Source organism: Pseudonocardia kunmingensis, assembly GCF_006716445.1.
Classification (GTDB): Bacteria; Actinomycetota; Actinomycetes; order Mycobacteriales; family Pseudonocardiaceae; genus Pseudonocardia; species Pseudonocardia kunmingensis.
Genome location: NZ_VFPA01000002.1, coordinates 1449083 through 1464771, shown reverse-complemented (window position 1 = coordinate 1464771; position 15689 = coordinate 1449083). Strand labels below are relative to the sequence as shown.

Annotated in this window: 12 protein-coding genes; 4 read left to right on the top strand and 8 right to left on the bottom strand. The window is 71.2% G+C overall.

The window, feature by feature from the left end; all coding sequences use genetic code 11:
- Nucleotides 1-18: 18 nt before the first annotated feature.
- The 7 genes from FB558_RS22595 to FB558_RS22570 form a co-directional block, all read right to left on the bottom strand.
- Complete coding sequence (locus FB558_RS22595; protein ID WP_142056404.1) at nucleotides 19-1035, bottom strand: LacI family DNA-binding transcriptional regulator; 1017 nt, start codon at nucleotides 1033-1035, stop codon at nucleotides 19-21.
- A 175-nt stretch (nucleotides 1036-1210) separates the two neighbouring features.
- Nucleotides 1211-4036, bottom strand: a complete 2826-nt coding sequence (locus FB558_RS22590) for an alpha-L-rhamnosidase (RefSeq protein ID WP_246106666.1) — start codon at nucleotides 4034-4036, stop codon at nucleotides 1211-1213.
- A 22-nt stretch (nucleotides 4037-4058) separates the two neighbouring features.
- Complete coding sequence (locus tag FB558_RS22585) at nucleotides 4059-4889, bottom strand: carbohydrate ABC transporter permease (protein ID WP_142056403.1); 831 nt, start codon at nucleotides 4887-4889, stop codon at nucleotides 4059-4061.
- A gap of 5 nt (nucleotides 4890-4894) precedes the next feature.
- A complete protein-coding gene (locus tag FB558_RS22580; protein ID WP_142056402.1) occupies nucleotides 4895-5854 on the bottom strand; it encodes a carbohydrate ABC transporter permease in 960 nt (319 codons plus the stop codon).
- 31 nt (nucleotides 5855-5885) lie between these two features.
- Entirely contained in the window at nucleotides 5886-7217 is a 1332-nt protein-coding gene (locus FB558_RS22575) for an ABC transporter substrate-binding protein (RefSeq protein ID WP_142056401.1), read from the bottom strand.
- A gap of 293 nt (nucleotides 7218-7510) precedes the next feature.
- Nucleotides 7511-7648: a hypothetical protein gene (locus FB558_RS43345; protein ID WP_170231470.1), complete on the bottom strand. Its 138-nt coding sequence runs from the start codon at nucleotides 7646-7648 to the stop codon at nucleotides 7511-7513.
- An 80-nt stretch (nucleotides 7649-7728) separates the two neighbouring features.
- Nucleotides 7729-8394 carry a Dph6-related ATP pyrophosphatase gene (locus FB558_RS22570; protein WP_246106665.1) on the bottom strand — a complete coding sequence of 222 codons (666 nt, stop codon included), beginning with the start codon at nucleotides 8392-8394 and terminating at the stop codon, nucleotides 7729-7731.
- 207 nt (nucleotides 8395-8601) lie between these two features.
- Here FB558_RS22570 and FB558_RS22565 point away from each other — a divergent pair, with 207 nt between their 5' ends.
- A complete protein-coding gene (locus FB558_RS22565; RefSeq protein ID WP_142056400.1) occupies nucleotides 8602-9579 on the top strand; it encodes an ABC transporter substrate-binding protein in 978 nt (325 codons plus the stop codon).
- Nucleotides 9580-9816: 237 nt separating this feature from the next.
- Here FB558_RS22565 and FB558_RS22560 read toward each other — a convergent pair whose 3' ends face one another.
- Complete coding sequence (locus FB558_RS22560) at nucleotides 9817-10503, bottom strand: alpha/beta fold hydrolase (RefSeq protein WP_142056399.1); 687 nt, start codon at nucleotides 10501-10503, stop codon at nucleotides 9817-9819.
- 709 nt (nucleotides 10504-11212) lie between these two features.
- Between FB558_RS22560 and FB558_RS22555 the strand changes: the two genes are divergently transcribed.
- The 3 genes from FB558_RS22555 (at nucleotide 11213) to FB558_RS22545 (ending at nucleotide 15671) form a co-directional block, all read left to right on the top strand.
- Nucleotides 11213-12469, top strand: coding sequence for an HNH endonuclease signature motif containing protein (locus FB558_RS22555; protein ID WP_142056398.1), 1257 nt, complete (start codon nucleotides 11213-11215; stop codon nucleotides 12467-12469).
- 469 nt (nucleotides 12470-12938) lie between these two features.
- Nucleotides 12939-14426: a group II intron reverse transcriptase/maturase gene (ltrA, locus tag FB558_RS22550; protein WP_211366735.1), complete on the top strand. Its 1488-nt coding sequence runs from the start codon at nucleotides 12939-12941 to the stop codon at nucleotides 14424-14426.
- A gap of 330 nt (nucleotides 14427-14756) precedes the next feature.
- Nucleotides 14757-15671, top strand: coding sequence for a phosphotransferase (locus FB558_RS22545; protein ID WP_142056397.1), 915 nt, complete (start codon nucleotides 14757-14759; stop codon nucleotides 15669-15671).
- Nucleotides 15672-15689: the final 18 nt, after the last annotated feature.

Here is a 15689-nt window from a genome sequence, read left to right as displayed (position 1 = left end):
CCCGCGGGCTGAGCGCGCTCACCCCACGTCCGTCGGCGCGGGCGCGCGACCCGCGCTGCTCTCGCGGACGACCAGCGAGGGCGGCACGACGACGGTCTCGTGCCGGTGCAGGCCGGGCGCGGACACCTCGTCGACCAGCAGGCGGACTGCGGCGGCCCCGACCTCCTCGCCCGGCATGCGCACCGACGTCAGCGGCACGGACCCGCCCCAGGCGCGCTTGTCGTAGTCGCACCCCATGACGGCGATGTCGCCGGGCACCGCGAGACCGGCCCGGCCGAGCTCCTGCACCACGCCCAGGCCGAGCAGGTCGGTCACCGCGATCACGGCGTCCGGTCTCCGCCCCGCCGGCAGCGCCGCGAGCTGGGCGACCGCAGCCGGCCCGCCCCGGGCGCTCAGGTCCCCGACGGGGATCTCGACCAGCTCGACCCCGGCGTCGGCGACCGCGCGGCGGACCCCCCGCCTGCGGTCCCGCACCGGTTGCAGGTGGTCGCGCCCGGCGACGAAGGCCAGCCGCCGGTGCCCGAGGTCGATCATGTGCCGGGCGGCGAGGTGGCCTGCCCGCTCGTTGTCGACCAGCACCGTGCAGCAGTCGGGACGGCCGGCGTCGTAGTTCAGCACCACGACCGGGGTGCCGCGGCGCCGGACGCGGTCGACGCCCGTGCGCGGGTCGGTCATCGGCGCCAGCAGGATCCCGCTGACCCGCGCCCCCTCGAAGAAGTCCAGGTGGACGTCCTGCAGGGCGTCGTCGTTGTCGCTGTTGGCCAGCAGCAGGGTCATCCCGCAGGCCGTCGCCTCCTGCTGCGCGCCCCGGGCGATGTCGACGAACAACGTGTTGCCAAGGTCGACCAGCACGAGCCCGATGGTGCGGTTCTCCCCTGCGGCGAGCGAGCGGGCCTGGGCGTTGCGGACGAAGCCCAGTGCGTCGATCGCGTCCTGGACGCGCAGGCGGGTGGACTCCTTCACCCGCTCCGGGTGGTTGAGCACGTGCGAGACGGTGCCCAGCGAGACGCCCGCCCGCGCCGCCACATCGGCCATGCTCGGCCTGCTCCGCCCCGGCCGCGCCGCACCGCCCGAGGACATGGGGCAACCCTATCCGAGTAAACGCTCCCACCCGGACGAACGGCCCTCTCGTCGATACCTAGCCGACGAAAGTGCCGTTCGTCATGCGGATCCCGTTTTCCCGACCCCTGGTCGGGCTACGCGCGGGCCGTCAGCGGGTGCGGCCGCTGCTCACCGACTCCAGCGCGGCCCGGACGCCCTCCTTGACGTGCGGCGACACCCGGTCCAGGGCGTCGGACAGCGGCCGGTTCGGCAGCCAGCGGGTGCGGTCGCGGAAGTCCCGCGCCTGCGCGGCGTCGTGGCTGCGCAGCGTGGTCACGAGCGCCTCGTAGGCCTCCGGGTCGTCGATCACCTCGGCGAGCGGGGTCTCCAGGCCGACCGTGCCGTGGCCGTTCGACGCCGCCGGCGCCGCCACCTCCCAGCGGTGGGTCCCCGACCCGACCGTCAGCACCTGCGCCGCACCGGGCAGCCGCACGGTGGCGGTCGTGTTCGGCGGCACGACGGCGTCCACCACGATCCGGTCGCCCCTGCTCTGGTCGTTACGGCGCTCCCAGCCCGCCGACGCCCGCCCGTACGGGGTCTCGTGCGCGGTGCGCGCGAAGTCGAGGCCCGGCAGCGGGTGCGGGGCGATCGCGATCTCCGCGTAGCCCGGCGCGGCGGGAGCCAGCCCCGCGACGACCCGGTGCAGCCAGTCCGCGATGGCCCCGAACGCGTAGTGGTTGAACGAGGTCATCTGCCCGGGGTTGACCGAGCCGTCCTCGAGCAGGCTGTCCCAGCGCTCCCAGACCGTGGTGGCGCCCATCGTCACCGGGTAGAGCCAGGACGGGCAGTCGGTCTGCAGCAGCAGCCGCGCCGCGGCGCCGGTGTGCCCGGCCTCGGTCAGCGCGTCCTGCACGATCGGCGTGCCGACGAACCCGGTGGCCACCCGGTAGCCCGCGGTCCGCACGAGCGCGGCGAGGCGGTCACCCATCACCTGCCGCAGGTCGGGGTCGGAGACGATGCCGTAGACCAGCGCCATCGCGTAGGCGGTCTGGGTGTCCGAGAGCATCCGCCCTGCCGGCGTGACGTACTCGCGCAGGAAGGCGGCGCGCACCCGCTCCGCGACGTCCCGGTAGTGCGCGGCGTCCTGCTCCCGGCCCAGCAGCGCGGCGGCGCACGCCAGCAGGTCGGTGCTGCGGAACAGGTGCGCGCTGGCCACCAGGTCCTGGTCGGTCGTCGCGTCGCCGGGGCGCTCCGGCGGGGCGGCCGGGTCCAGCCAGTCGCCGAACTGGAACCCGCCCTCCCACAGCAGCCGCGGCCCCGACAGCCGCAGCAGCACCTCGACCCAGTCACGCATGCTGTCGTACTGCGCGGCGACCACCGCCCGGTCCCCGAAGCGCTCGTGCAGCACGAGCGGGACCACGGTGGCGGCGTCGCCCCACGCGGCCGCGGGCGTGCGCGCCTTCTCCAGGACGTCGGGCACGATGAACGGCACGACCCCGTCGTGGGCGCGCTGCTCGAGCGCGAGGTCGCGCAGCCACGAGGCGAGGAAGCCGTCGCAGTCGAACAGCAGCGACGCCGTGGGCGCGAACACCTGGATGTCGCCGGTCCAGCCCAGCCGCTCGTCGCGCTGCGGGCAGTCGGTGGGCACGTGCAGGAAGTTGCCCCGCATGCCCCACACCACGTTCTCGTGCAGCCGGTTCACCAGGGCGTGCGAGCACTCGAACCAGCCGGTGCGGCGCATGTCGGTGTGCACCACGACGGCTACGACGTCGGCCGGGTCCAGCTCACCGGGCCAGCCCTCGACCTGCACGTACCGGAACCCGTGGAACGTCGAGCGCGGCTCCCACGTCTCCGCGCCGCCGCCGGCGAGGGTGTAGCGGTCGACGGCCTCGGCGGCCCGCAGCGGGCGGGTGCACAGCTCCCCGCCCTCCAGCACCTCGGCGTGGCGCAGCGTGACGGTGCTGCCGCGCTCGCCGCGCACGGTGATCCGCAGCCGGCCGACCAGGTTCTGGCCGAAGTCCAGGACGGTGGCGCCGCTCGGCGTGGTCAGCACCTCGCGGACGGCGACGTCCTCGGTGCGCCGCGCGCCCGGGGACATCCGGGCCTCGGGCACGGGGAACTCCCCGTCGACGCGCACCGGCGACCAGCCGGAGTCGTCGAAACCGGGCGCCGACCAGCCGGGCAGCACGCGGGTGGCGTCGTAGGACTCGCCGGCGTAGATGCCGCCCGCGGTGACCGGGCCCTCCCCCGTCGCCCGCCAGTCCGGGCCGCTCGCGACGGTCTCGGTGCGCCCGTCGGCGTAGTCGAGCACCAGCTGCACGGCCACCGCGGGCTGGGTGCCGTAGAACCGCGCGGCGCTGTCGCGGAAGCCGAAGCGCTCGCAGAACCAGCCCCCCGAGAGCCAGACGCCGAGCGCGTTCTCGCCCTCGGCGAGCAGCGCGGTGACGTCGGTGGTCTCGTGCAGCAGGCGCTGCTGGTAGGTCGTCCAGCCGGGCTTGAGCACCTCGTCGTCGACCTCGCGGCCGTTGAGCTCCACCTGGTAGACCCCGTGCGCCGTGGCGTACAGGGTGGCGCGGCGCAGCGGTCCGTCCACGGTGAAGGCCGCGCGGACCAGCGCCGGCTGCGCCTCGGCCGCCGGGTCGGCCAGCCCGACCATCCGCGCGGTCCAGCCGCCCTCGGCCAGGAACCCGGCCACCACCGGCTGCGGCGCGCTCCACTCCGAGGTCTCGCCGTCGGCCCCGGTGACCCGGACCCGCACCTCGTGCTCCGCACCCGGCTCCAGGGCCTCGAACGGCCAGTCGACGAGCACCGACTCCGGCCCGTCCAGGCGGACCGAACGGCCCTCCCCGCCGGTCTGCAGCTGCACCTCCGCCGCGGCCTGCCGCCAGTCGGCACCGTCGGACTCCGTGACCCACGACAGGCGGGGGCGCGGGGTCGCGACGGTCGCGCGGTCGGTGGCGTACTCGGCGGTGACGCGGGCGACGCGGATGGGCACGAATCCTCCTGGGGTGGGCCTGTCAGCCCTTGATGGCTCCGGCGGTCATTCCCGCCACGATCTGGCGGTTGAAGAACAGGAACATCACCAGCGGCGGGATGGTGATGAGCAGGATGTTCATGAACAGCAGGTTGTACTGGGTGTCGTACTGGCCCTGGAAGTTGTAGAGCGTCAGCTGGACGGTCGCGTTCTCCTCGCCGGGCAGGAAGTACAGCGGGTTGGTGAAGTCGTTGAACACGACCACCGACTGCACGACGATCACCGTGACGACCACCGAGCGCAGCAGCGGGAAGATCACGCGGAAGAACAGCCGGAGCGGACCGGCGCCGTCGATGATCGCGGCCTCGTCGAGCTCCCGCGGGATCGTCGAGATGAAGGCGCGGAACAGCAGGATCGAGAACGACAGCCCGAAGGCGATCTCCACCAGGATCAGCCCCGACATGGTCCGGAACAGGCCCAGCCCCTGCAGCACCCAGATCGTCGGCACGACCGCGGGCGGGATGATCAGCCCGGACAGCACGAGGAAGTTGACGAAGCCCGTCCACCGGGTCCGGCGCCGCTGCAGCACGAACCCGACCATCGCCGCCAGCACGACCATGCCGGCGACGCTCGCGACGGTCAGGATCGTGCTGTTGATGAAGGCAATGATCAGGATGTAGTCCCGGGCCTCCAGCACCGCCTGCAGGTTCTCCAGGAACGCGAGCTCGGTGGGCCAGGAGAACGCCAGCTCGCTCGCTTCCTGCCGCGTCTTCAGCGCGGTGACCAGGATGAAGGCGAACGGGATGATGAAGACGACGGAGAACGCGACGATCGCCAACGTGCCCAGCCAGTAGCGGCTCGCCGATCTCGTCACTGTTTTCACAGCTCCACCTCCTTGCGGTTCAGGAACCGCGACAGCGGCAGGACGATCGCGGTGACCAGCAGGAACAGCAGCACGTTGCCCGCGGTGGACAGGCCGTAGAAGCCGGCCTGGTACTGCTTGTAGATCACCGAGGCGATCACGTCCGAGGTGAACCCGGGGCCACCGCGGGTCATCGCCCAGATCAGGTCGAACGAGCGCAGTCCGCCGATCAGCGACAGGATGATCACCGTGGTCGTCGCCGGGCGGGCCAGCGGCAGCAGGATGTGCCGGAAGTTCTGCCAGGTGCTGGCACCGTCCACCTTCGCCGCCTCGAAGAACTCCTGCGGGATGGACACGATGCCGGCGATGTAGATCACCGTGGCCAGCCCGACGCCCTTCCACACGTCCACCAGCGCCACCGACAGCAGCGCCAGCGACGGGTCGGTCAGCCAGCCCGGCCCCTCGATCCCGATCACCGCCAGCGCCTCGTTGATGAACCCGCCGAACGGGTCCATCAGCACCTGGAAGGTGATCCCGACGCCGATCGTGCTGACCAGCACCGGGAAGAACACCACCGAGCGCAGGAAGCCGCGGGCGATGATCTGCGAGGTCAGCAGGACCGCGAGGAGCAGCCCCAGCACGACCTTCAGGGCGGAGGTCACGACCCCGAAGACGACGGTGTTGACCAGGCCGGTGACCAGCGCCGGTTCCCGGAAGAACTGGACGAAGTTGTCCAACCCGATGAACTCGAAGTCGAACAGGCTCCAGCGGGTGAGGCTGAAGTAGAACGACGCGAACGTCGGGACCAGGAACAGCACGGCGTAGACGACCGCGGCCGGCAGGTAGAACCACGTCGGGTAGGGGCTGCGCGTCCCCCGCTTCCGCGAGGGCACGCGCCGTTCCTCCCCGGCCGGCTCGGGCCTGGTGCCGGTCGCCGGCCCGGTCGTGTCGGTCGTCGTCCTGGTGGTCGCGGCCATGGCCGTGTCCTCCCGCTCGCCGGTGCTGCCGCTACTCCCAGCCCTCCAGGCCGAGCTGCAGCGCCTGCTTGCGGACGTCCTCGTCGTAGAGCGCCGCACCGTCGGCCGCGGGACGGATGCCGGAGCCGACCTCCACCGTGATCTGCTCCAGCGCCGGGCCCTTGATCGGCGACAGGAACTCCAGCGCCGGGCTGAAGGCGCCGGCGTCGATGTAGGACTGGAAGTCGTGCGTCGCGGGCAGCACGTCGTCGGGCAGCTCGCACCCGTTCACGGCGTACGGGCCGGTCGGCGTGGCGCCCTCGGCCTGCGCGGCGCACCCCTCGGGGCTGGCGAGGAACGCCTGGAACTGCCGCGCCGCGTCGAGCTGGGCGCCCTCGGTCGTCTTCGGGACGTACACCCCGGACGGGGACCAGACGGTCAGGCCGTTGGTCGCCGGGTCGTCGCCCGGGATCGGGAAGATCCCCACGTCCTGCGCGCCCTCCGGCGAGGTCAGGGCGAGCACGGCGAGCGCGTTGGACAGCATCGGGTAGTGCGCGCCCTCGCCCGCGCCGAGCTGGCGCAGGCCGTCCTCCAGCTTCGCGGTCGGGAAGTCCTCGTTGTAGTAGCCGGCGTCGTGCAGCTCCTGCAGGTGCTGCCAGCCCTCGAGCGCGGCAGGCGAGGTGGCGTACTTGGCCTCGCCCGCCGTGTAGCGCTGCGCGAAGTCCGGCTCGGCCGAGGAGACGTTGTGGAAGTCGCCGAGGACGAACAGCTGCGACGTGTAGGTGTCGCCGTAGGTCTGGATCACCGGGGTCAGGCCCGCCGCCGCCACGGCGGCGTTGTTGGCCATGAACGCCTCCCACGTCCTCGGGATCTCGAGACCGAGGTCGGCGTAGACGCGCTTGTTGTAGAGCACGGCGCCGGTCATCTGCGGGCCGAACGGCGCCCCGTAGACCTGCCCCTCGGCCGTCACGACGTCCTTGAAGTTCGTCTCGAGGTCGGCGACCCAGGGCTGGTCGGAGACCGGCACGAGGTTCTGCACCGGCCCGATCGCCTGGAACAGCGAGCCGGAGTTGTAGAGGAAGACGTCGGGCATGTCGCCGGTCGCCAGGCGGGTCTTGACGATGTTGTCGCCCTCGGAACCACCGGGGCGTCCTTCGACCTCGACCGTGAGGTCGGGGTGCAGCGCGGTGAACGCCGCGGCCGCGCTCTCGGCGGCTGCCAGGTTGCTCTCGTTGCTGTCGACGAGGAAGGTCAACGAGACCCCGTCCCCGTCACCTCCACTCGAGCCGAGGCTGCCCGCGCTGCAGGCGGTGAGGGCCAGCGCGGCGCCGGCGACGAGGGCGAGCAGGCGGACCTGCCGCCGCGGGGATGTGTGCTTCCGCATCGGGACCTCTTTGTCAGGACGGGAGCGCTACTCGGAATTGAAGCGTTTCAGAGTGCGCGGCCGACCATAGGGCCAGCCCTCGGCGCCGTCAAGGGCGCTCGCACCGATGGCGCACCGGGACCGGTTCGCGATGCGCCGTGGCCACCGGCTCGACGCACGGGCGGCGTCGCCGCGTGAAACGTTTCACCAGGCTCACGAAAAACACCCGCGATCCCGTACCTCGGATCGCGGGTCCGACGGAGCTCGCCCGCCGCATCGGGGCGCTCAGCGCCGCGGCGGCGGCGGGGCCAGGCCTACCGGCGCTCTTCCTTCTTGTCCATCACCCTCGTGATGAAGGCGAGCGTCGCGAGGAGGAGCAGGACGGCAGGCAGGAAGATCGTCACCGTCCAGTAGTCCAGTACGACTTCCCACACATCGTCCAGGTCGCCCATGCCTCATCCATTCAACGCGGTCGCTCTGACACACGGTAGCAAGTCCCTCCCCCGACACGGCCGGACGGGTGAGGGAGGAGTCAGCGCCGGGAGAGCTCGGCGACCACGAACCCGTCGCGCTCGACGGGCGCGCCGACCTCGACGTCGACGGCGTGGGCGAATCCCGGCCCGTCGACGACGAACGTGTGGAACTCGCCGCGCTCCCCGCACGGGTCGATCCCCGGCGGGAGGTCGGCCAGGAACCGCGCGTCGAACCACCGGCCGGCCAGCTCGCCCGGCGCCTGCGCCGGATCGACGCTCGTGACCACGGCGCGCAGCCCGCGCTGCACCATCTCCGTCGCCAGCGCGGCCGTCGGCCGCCCCCACAGCGGGAAGAGCGGCACGACCCCGGAACCGGACAGCGAGCGCTCCCGGTAGTCGCGGACGTCACGCAGGTGCAGATCGCCGAACACCAGCCGCGCCACCCCGTCGCGGCGCGCCCTGGCCAGAGCCTCACCCGTGCGCGCCTCGTAGACCTCGTTGGGACACGGCCACGGCAGCTCGACGACGTGCAGCGGCAGCCCGAGCGCCCGGGCCTGGGCGCGCACCAGCTCGTGCGCGACCCCGTGCACGGGCACCCGCCCGCTCCCCGCGTCGACGGTGGTGAGCAGACCGACGACGTCGAGCGACGCACCGACGACCCCGAGCGCGAACGCGGCGTCCTTGCCCGACGACCAGCTCACCCAGCCCCGACGGGAAGCCTCCACCGCCGACACGCTAGAGGGCAGCCGCCGCAAGCTCCCACCCGGACGAACGGCACTCTCGTCGGTACCTAGCCGACGAAAGTGCCGTTCGTCATGTGAATCCCGCTTCTGGCCGGGTCGATGCGGGTGGGAAGGGAACCGGCGCGTACCGCAGGACGACCTCCGCTGCGGGTGCCGCCGCCCGGCGTCGCACGATTCCCCGGAGGTCACATGCCTGGCCGCTCGCTCCCGCGACGGACCCTGCTCGCCGGCGCGGCGGGCCTGTTCGCCGGCTGCGCCGCCGCCCCGGCCGACGACCCGAGCGGCGGGCCGGCCGGTGGGTCGGCGGGCCGGCTGGTCACGCTCGGCGGCGCCGCGGCCGGACTGGCCCTGCTCCTGGGGCCGACGCAGGTCGGGACGGCCTCGTTCCTGGCGGTCGACCCGCTCCTCGACGCGATCACCCGGATCCAGCGGACGCCGGTGACCGACGTGTCCGGGGCCGGCGGCGAGATCGACCTCGAGCGGCTGGCCGCGCTCGCGCCCGACCTGCTCGTCGGATTCGACACCCCGCCCCCGGATCCGGCGCTGGCCGGCCTCGCGAGCCTGCACGCGGTCCCGCGCACCGGCGACGTCGATACCGACACCCGCGCCCTCGCCGGCGGGATGGGCCTCGCGGACCGCGCCGCGGGAGCACTCGCCGCGGTCCACGCCCGGGCGGCCGAGATCGCCGCCCGGCTGCGGGCGGGCCGCCCGCCGACGGTGTCGGTGCTCTCCCCCGGCCTCGACGGCGCGTCGCTCCACGTGCTCGGGACGGCGACACCGGCAGGCGCGGTGGTCGAGGAGCTGGGTCTGGCGCGCCCCGCGGCACAGCGCGACCTGACCGACCCGGAGCGGCCGTTCCTGCCGGTGTCGGCGGAGCGCTTCACCGAGCACGACGCCGACCTCGTCCTGCTGCTGACCGGGCCGACCGCGAACCCGGCCTTCCTGCGCGACCAGCCGTTGTGGCAGCGGCTCGGCGCGGTGCGCGAGGGGCGCGTCGTCGAGGTCGACGCGATGCGCTGGGCGACGATGTCGTGCCTGCTGGGCAGCTGGTGGGTGCTCGACGACCTGACCGCTCTCCTGCTCGACGGGGGCGCGCCCGTCCGCGGAGCGGCCTCGCCCGCGGGCCTGGCTCGGCTCCACCACTACCGCGCCCGGTTCACACCGTGAGGGCAGCCATCGGACTGCCTCTTCCCGCTCCTCCAGGTACCAGGGGTGTGCACCTCGTGGCCGCCGCCGGGGCTCGCGACCACCCGGGCGCGTGGTCGTCGGGGCGGGCTGGGCCAGGCGCCCGACGTCATCCTCGAGCCCGCCGTCGCGCGGCTGCGGGCACGCGCGACGTTCCACCAGGTGCCGCCGATCGTCCCCGCCACGCTCGGCCCCTGGGCCGGGGCGTGGGGGCGCCGCTCACGGCTCCTCAGCCACCTCCGACAGGAGACGAGCCAGCTCGAGCGGCGCGCTGATCATGGGCCAGTGACCGGAGTCGATGTCCCGGAACGACAGGCGTGCGACCTTCGCCAGCTCGGGCACGTCCCCACGGCTGATCCACTCCTCGGCCTCGGCCGGGGTGAACTCCGGGCACACCACGACCACCGGCAGGTCGTAGCGGCGCTCGTCGGCCAACCGGACCACGCCCCGGCAGACCCCTTCCGGGACCGGGATCGCCGCCGCCGCGATGGCCTCCCGCGCCGCGGCATCCAGGTCGGCGGAGTCCGGCCCGTCGAACGGCCCCCAGCCCGGGAAGGCCATCACACCGTCGTGCGTGGGGAAGAAGTCGGCGTAGGACCCGCCGTCCGCGGCGGGGAAGCCGCCGACGAACGCCACCTTGCCGACCGTGCCGGGACGGGCGTCGGCAGCCAGCCACGCCAGGCTGCAAGCCGCGGAGTGACCCACCACCAGCGGTCTCTCCGCGGCCGCATCGACGGCCGCGACCACTGCGGCCACCTGATCCGCGAGCGACGCCGACGCGTTCCCGTCACCCTGGCCGGGCAGGGTGATCGGCACGGCGCGGTGGCCACGGGCCTCGAGCGGGCCGACGACGTCGTCCCAGGCGGACCCGTCGAGCCAGAGTCCGGCGATCAGCAGGATGTCCATGCCGGGATTCTCGCTCTCCGGTGCGGTGCCCGGTGGTGGGTTGCGGTGGGCGCGCCGTTCCCGGCTCGAGACCGCTGGCCCCACGCCTGTTCCAGGCATCACTCGCCCCGGTCGCGCGATGGGCGACCGACTTAATGAGCTCCGGAAACGGGATCCGCATGACGAACGGCACTTTCGTCGGCTAGGTACCGACGAAAGTGCCGTTCGTCAGGTGGAGAGCCTCACGATGGGCAACACGCTCCCATGCAGCACATGTCCCGTTTCCGCCGATCAAGAGCGCCTGGACGGCCCCGAAGCCCATCCGATGATCACCAGGGCGGGGTGCAACGGGACCACAGCCAGGTGCCCACCCACCCGGCGGGGGACGTTCTCGTCCGAACAGGCCTGGGCCATGTCGGGGACGGCCGCCCGACCGGCCACAATACTCGGTAGTTGCACCAACCCGGCCATCTCGCCGACGAGCGGGGCAGGGGAACCGGCCGACTGCGCCGAAGACCCGGGCCGAGACGGAAGGCAATGGCCTCGAGCCGGGAACGGCCCGCCCACAAAGGGTTTCACGACCTGCCGGACGCCCGCGACACCGGCGCGACCCCACATAATCAGCAGTTCCACAACCGACCCGCCACACCGGCCGCAGCGTTCACTATCGCAAACGCAAACCACCCGAACGCCACCTGCGTTCGAAAACATGTTCGACTAAACTCGGGGTATGTCCGCAGTCGCCGCCGCGCACCAGCACCTCCAGGAGGCGTTGGACGAATTGCGGCAGGCCGCGGAATCCGGCCTGGCCTCGGATCCCGAGTTGTTGTCGGTGCTGACGGTCAGCGAAGGACTGTCACGGCAGCTGGAGCACCTGACCGTCGCTACCACCGCCGCCCTGCAACGGCGCGGGACCTTCACCGAACGCGGTTACCGGGACACCACCGGCGCGTTGACCGACCTGCTGGGCTGTGACCGGTTCGAGGCCCACCGCCGGGTCGTCGCCGCGGAGCAGGCGTGCGAGCAGATCGGGCTGGACGGCACCGTGCTCGCGGCCCGGTTGCCGGCCACTGCGAAGGCGTTCGCCGCCGGGCAGGCCGGTCTGCGTCATGTCGAGGTCATCGCCGGCCTGCTCAACACTCCGGCGGCGGGGCGGCTCACCGACGCCCAGCGCGGCGGGCTGGAAGAACAACTCGCCGCCCTGGCCGGCCAGTACCGGCCGGCGCAACTGCGCAACCTCGGTGCCCAGCTGATCGAAGCCCTCGACGACGACGGCCCCGAACCCGACGACACCCCACCCACCCCGGTCAACACACTGCACCTGCGCCGTCACCGTGACGGATCCGGCGGGAAGATCACCGGCCAGATCGACGACGCCGCCATGTTCGACGCCATCGCCACCGTCATCGACGCGAAGTCGAAGCCGCTCGGCAAGGATGACCGGCGTCCGACCGCGCAGCGCCAGGCCGAGGCGTTGGCCGATGCCTGCGGGTATGTCCTCGCGCACGGCGAGGCCGACACCCTGCCTGAGACCGGCGGGCGCCGGCCGCAGTTGAACGTGATCGTCCGGCTCGAAGATCTGGAGCAGCGGGCCCGGTCGGCGATGCTGGACTTCGGCGGCACCCTCACCCCCGAGTCACTGCGGATGCTGGCCTGTGACGCCGCCGTGGTGCCGATCGTGATGAACGGCGCCGGGCAACCCTTGGACGTCGGCCGTTCGACCCGCGTCATCCCCGACGGGCTACGGCGCGCGGTCACCGCCCGGGACCGGGGTTGCGCCCACCCGGGGTGTGATCGTCCGCCGGCTTGGTGCGAAATCCACCACATCCTCGAATGGGAACACGACGGCCACACCGTGTTGTGCAACCTGGTGATGTTGTGCAAGGCGCACCACGTGCGCCACGAGGCGCTGATTGTTCCGAACGGAGGTGGAACGACTCCGTCGGCGGCCTGTCGCAGCAGGTCGCTGAAGCTGAGGGCAGCCTGATCCGGGAGGTGCCGGATTGGGTGGGAAGCGGCCCTGACAACGCCGGGACGGTGCGGTACTGCCAGACGTGCCGGGTTCGGCTAGCGAGAGGGAAAGGTACACGCGAGAAACCAGCGAGAAGCCCCTTAATGCGTGCGCCGGCTCAAATCTGGTGGATATGGGCCGGGATGGGAGTGCGTAACCCGTTGCCCGGGCGATGGTTCGGGTGCGCGGGGGAACTTCTGGGTCGGTGTGTGGTGGCCGACCGGGAGGCTTCGGTGAAGGCCTGCGGCGTGGCCGAAGCGATGCTCCAGGGGTGGCAGCTGGGTGCCTCCTTCCTCGATCGGCAATCAGTGAACGTGGGAACCAGCCCGAGTTCGTTCCCGAGATCGACCAAGCCAGGTCGGTTCCGGGATAGGTCCACCGTCGACCGAAGAGCCGGACTGGGGCGGAGTCCGCGTAGTAGTCCGAGGCCGGGAAAGCCGGCCACATGGCGAAGGCGGACAGCGAAGTGACGCAGAAGGGAACTGTCATGCCAGGAGCGCCGCCGGTGAACACCGGCGCACCAAGCGAGGTCGAGTTGTATCGGGCCGAGCGACGGGTACTGGAGATTCAGACCAAGCTGCACCTGTGGTCGGGTGAGGATGTGACTCGCCGGTTCTATGATCTGTTCAACCTCGTCGCCGATCCCGCGTTCTTGTTAGTGGCGTGGGAACGGGTGAAGAGCAACACCGGGTCCCGCAGCGCGGGGGTGGACGGCATGTCCGTCACGGCGGCTCGGGCTCGGGCCGGGGGTGAGTTGGCGTTCCTGAACGACATCCGCGAAGCGCTTCGGCAGCAGACGTTTCGTCCGCTGCCGGTGCGCGAGCGGCTGATCCCCAAGCCGGGGAGCGCGAAGAAGCGCCGGCTGGGAATCCCGACGGTGACCGATCGGGTCGTTCAGGCGTCGCTCAAGCTGGTCCTGGAACCGATCTTCGAGGCGGAGTTCATGCCCTCGTCGTATGGGTTCCGGCCACGGCGGCGGGCCCAGGACGCGATTGCCGAGATCGTCTACTACAACACCGGCAACCGGCAGTACAGGTGGGTGTTGGACGCAGACATCGAGGCATGCTTCGACGAGATCGACCACACCGCCCTCATCGGTTTGGTGCGTCGACGCATCGCGGACAAACGGGTCCTCGCCCTGGTGAAGACGTTCCTCAAAGCCGGGATCCTGAGCGAACTCGGACAACTGCGAGGAACCAACACCGGCACCCCGCAAGGCGGGATCCTCTCGCCACTGTTGGCGAACATTGCCCTGTCCGTGCTCGACGAGCACATCGACAAGGCATGGAAACCGCAGGTCGAACGGGCGAAGAGGAAACGCCACGGACTGGCCAACTACAAGATCGTCCGCTACGCGGACGACTTCGTGGTGATGGTTGATGGCCAACGGCATCACGTCGAGCAACTCCGCGAGGAGATCTCCGACGTGCTGGCCGGGATCGGGCTCCGCCTGTCGGCGGAGAAGACCTCGATCGTCCACATCGACGAGGGCTTCGACTTCCTCGGGTTCCGCATCCAGCGGAGACGGAAGCGAGGCACCGGTCAGCGCCACGTCTACACGATCCCGTCCCGGGCGGCACAACAACGCGCCCGGAACCGGATCAAGGAGCTGACCTCACGGATCAAGCACCCGAGTTTCAGCGTTCTATTGCTCCGCTTGAACAGGTTCTTGCGGGGCTGGAGTGCGTACTTCAAATACGGTGTGTCCAGCCAGGTTTTCGAATCCATTCGAAGCTACGCATGGCAGCGGATCGCGATCTGGTTCCGCAGGGAGCTCCGTATGCGATGGACGGCGATCCGGAAGCGGTATATGACCGGCTGGGAGTTTCGTGCACCCGGCGGTCTCACCCTGTTCCGACCCCAGGTTGCGGGAGTGCGATACCGCTACCGGGGGACACTGATCCCCGCTCCATGGACACCCACACCTGCATGACCACAGCCTTCGTGGAGAGCCGGATGCGGTGAAAGTCGCACGTCCGGTTCGGGCGGGCGGCCCCGGGAAACGGACTCGGAGCAATCCGAGCACCGCGCCCGGGGCCGACCCCACCGGTTGATCCACCATTCCGGGTGGACCGTCCGGATGCGGGACGGGCGACCGGAGTTCATACCCCCGAAATGGATCGATCCGCAGCAACGACCCCGACGCAATCCCTGAGGCCGATTGGGGTGTTCGCGAGTGCACGTTCGGGCGGCCTCGCGACGACCCGTCCTACGATCCCCCGGCGACGGATGGACCGGCCAGTTCGGCCGTAAGCTGTTGTGCATGTGCTCCGCCCATCCCGACGAGCTGCCGGCCGCGGTCCTGGACGACGTGGCCGGCGTGGTCGGGGCAGAGGTCACTCCTCTCAGTCGCCTACCCGGAGGCCTCGATGTGGGTGCCATGCGCGTCCAGTTGGCCGGAGGGGCAAATGCAGTGCTCAAAGCATGGCCGCGAGCACGCCCCAACCAGCTGGACGAGACGTTGCGAGCCCGGAGAATCGTCGAGCACATGCGCAGGCGCGGTTATCCCACCCTGGCCTGGCTCGGGGTGGGGGCCACGGCCACTCACGTATGGCATCTGATGAACTTCGTTGACGCGGCTCCCGCGCCAGAGCTGACTCCAGCCATCGTCGAGCAACTGATGGAGATCGTCGAACTCCAGGCCGGCCAGGCCTCCGAGCCCTACGACCACTGGTCGTACGCCTTGCGGCTCGCCACCGGTCAGGAATCCGGTCGAGACCTGGCTCCGGGTTTGACGAGGGCTGTCGCCGGGCTCTCGGGGTATTCCTCCGTGGTGTCGGCCTTGGTCGGGCGCCTGCGGCTCGTGTGTGCCGACGTCCCACCACGACCACGCGAGCCACCTGACATGGTCCATGCCGATCTCAAGCCCGACAATGTCCTGGTACGTGACGGAGCGGTGGTGGCGGTCGTGGATATCGGGAACGCCGGTAGCGGCACGCGGGCGACCGATCTCACCACCCTCACGTGGCACACCTTCCAGGATCCGCTGGACGGTGCCCGAAGGCGGCTGTGGACGAGGATCCTCGACCTGGTCGGCTGGGAGGGGGCGGCGGTGCTCGCAGCGACACAGATCCTCCTGCAGCTCGAGTGGCCAATCCGCCACGGGCACCACGATGTCGTTCCCGAGGTGGTCGAGCGCGGCCATCGCGCCCTCGACGAGCTGAACGCGCTTCGCTGACCGTCACCGAGGACCTGA

What these genes read in the sequence shown, in the direction of transcription:
- FB558_RS22565 (WP_142056400.1), top strand. Translation starts at nt 8,602, where the DNA reads ATGCCTGGCCGCTCGCTCCCGCGACGGACCCTGCTCGCCGGCGCGGCG.
- FB558_RS43345 (WP_170231470.1), bottom strand. Translation starts at nt 7,648, where the DNA reads ATGGGCGACCTGGACGATGTGTGGGAAGTCGTACTGGACTACTGGACG.
- FB558_RS22580 (WP_142056402.1), bottom strand. Translation starts at nt 5,854, where the DNA reads ATGGCCGCGACCACCAGGACGACGACCGACACGACCGGGCCGGCGACC.
- FB558_RS22555 (WP_142056398.1), top strand. Translation starts at nt 11,213, where the DNA reads ATGTCCGCAGTCGCCGCCGCGCACCAGCACCTCCAGGAGGCGTTGGAC.
- FB558_RS22560 (WP_142056399.1), bottom strand. Translation starts at nt 10,503, where the DNA reads ATGGACATCCTGCTGATCGCCGGACTCTGGCTCGACGGGTCCGCCTGG.
- FB558_RS22595 (WP_142056404.1), bottom strand. Translation starts at nt 1,035, where the DNA reads ATGGCCGATGTGGCGGCGCGGGCGGGCGTCTCGCTGGGCACCGTCTCG.
- FB558_RS22545 (WP_142056397.1), top strand. Translation starts at nt 14,757, where the DNA reads ATGTGCTCCGCCCATCCCGACGAGCTGCCGGCCGCGGTCCTGGACGAC.
- ltrA (WP_211366735.1), top strand. Translation starts at nt 12,939, where the DNA reads ATGGCGAAGGCGGACAGCGAAGTGACGCAGAAGGGAACTGTCATGCCA.
- FB558_RS22575 (WP_142056401.1), bottom strand. Translation starts at nt 7,217, where the DNA reads ATGCGGAAGCACACATCCCCGCGGCGGCAGGTCCGCCTGCTCGCCCTC.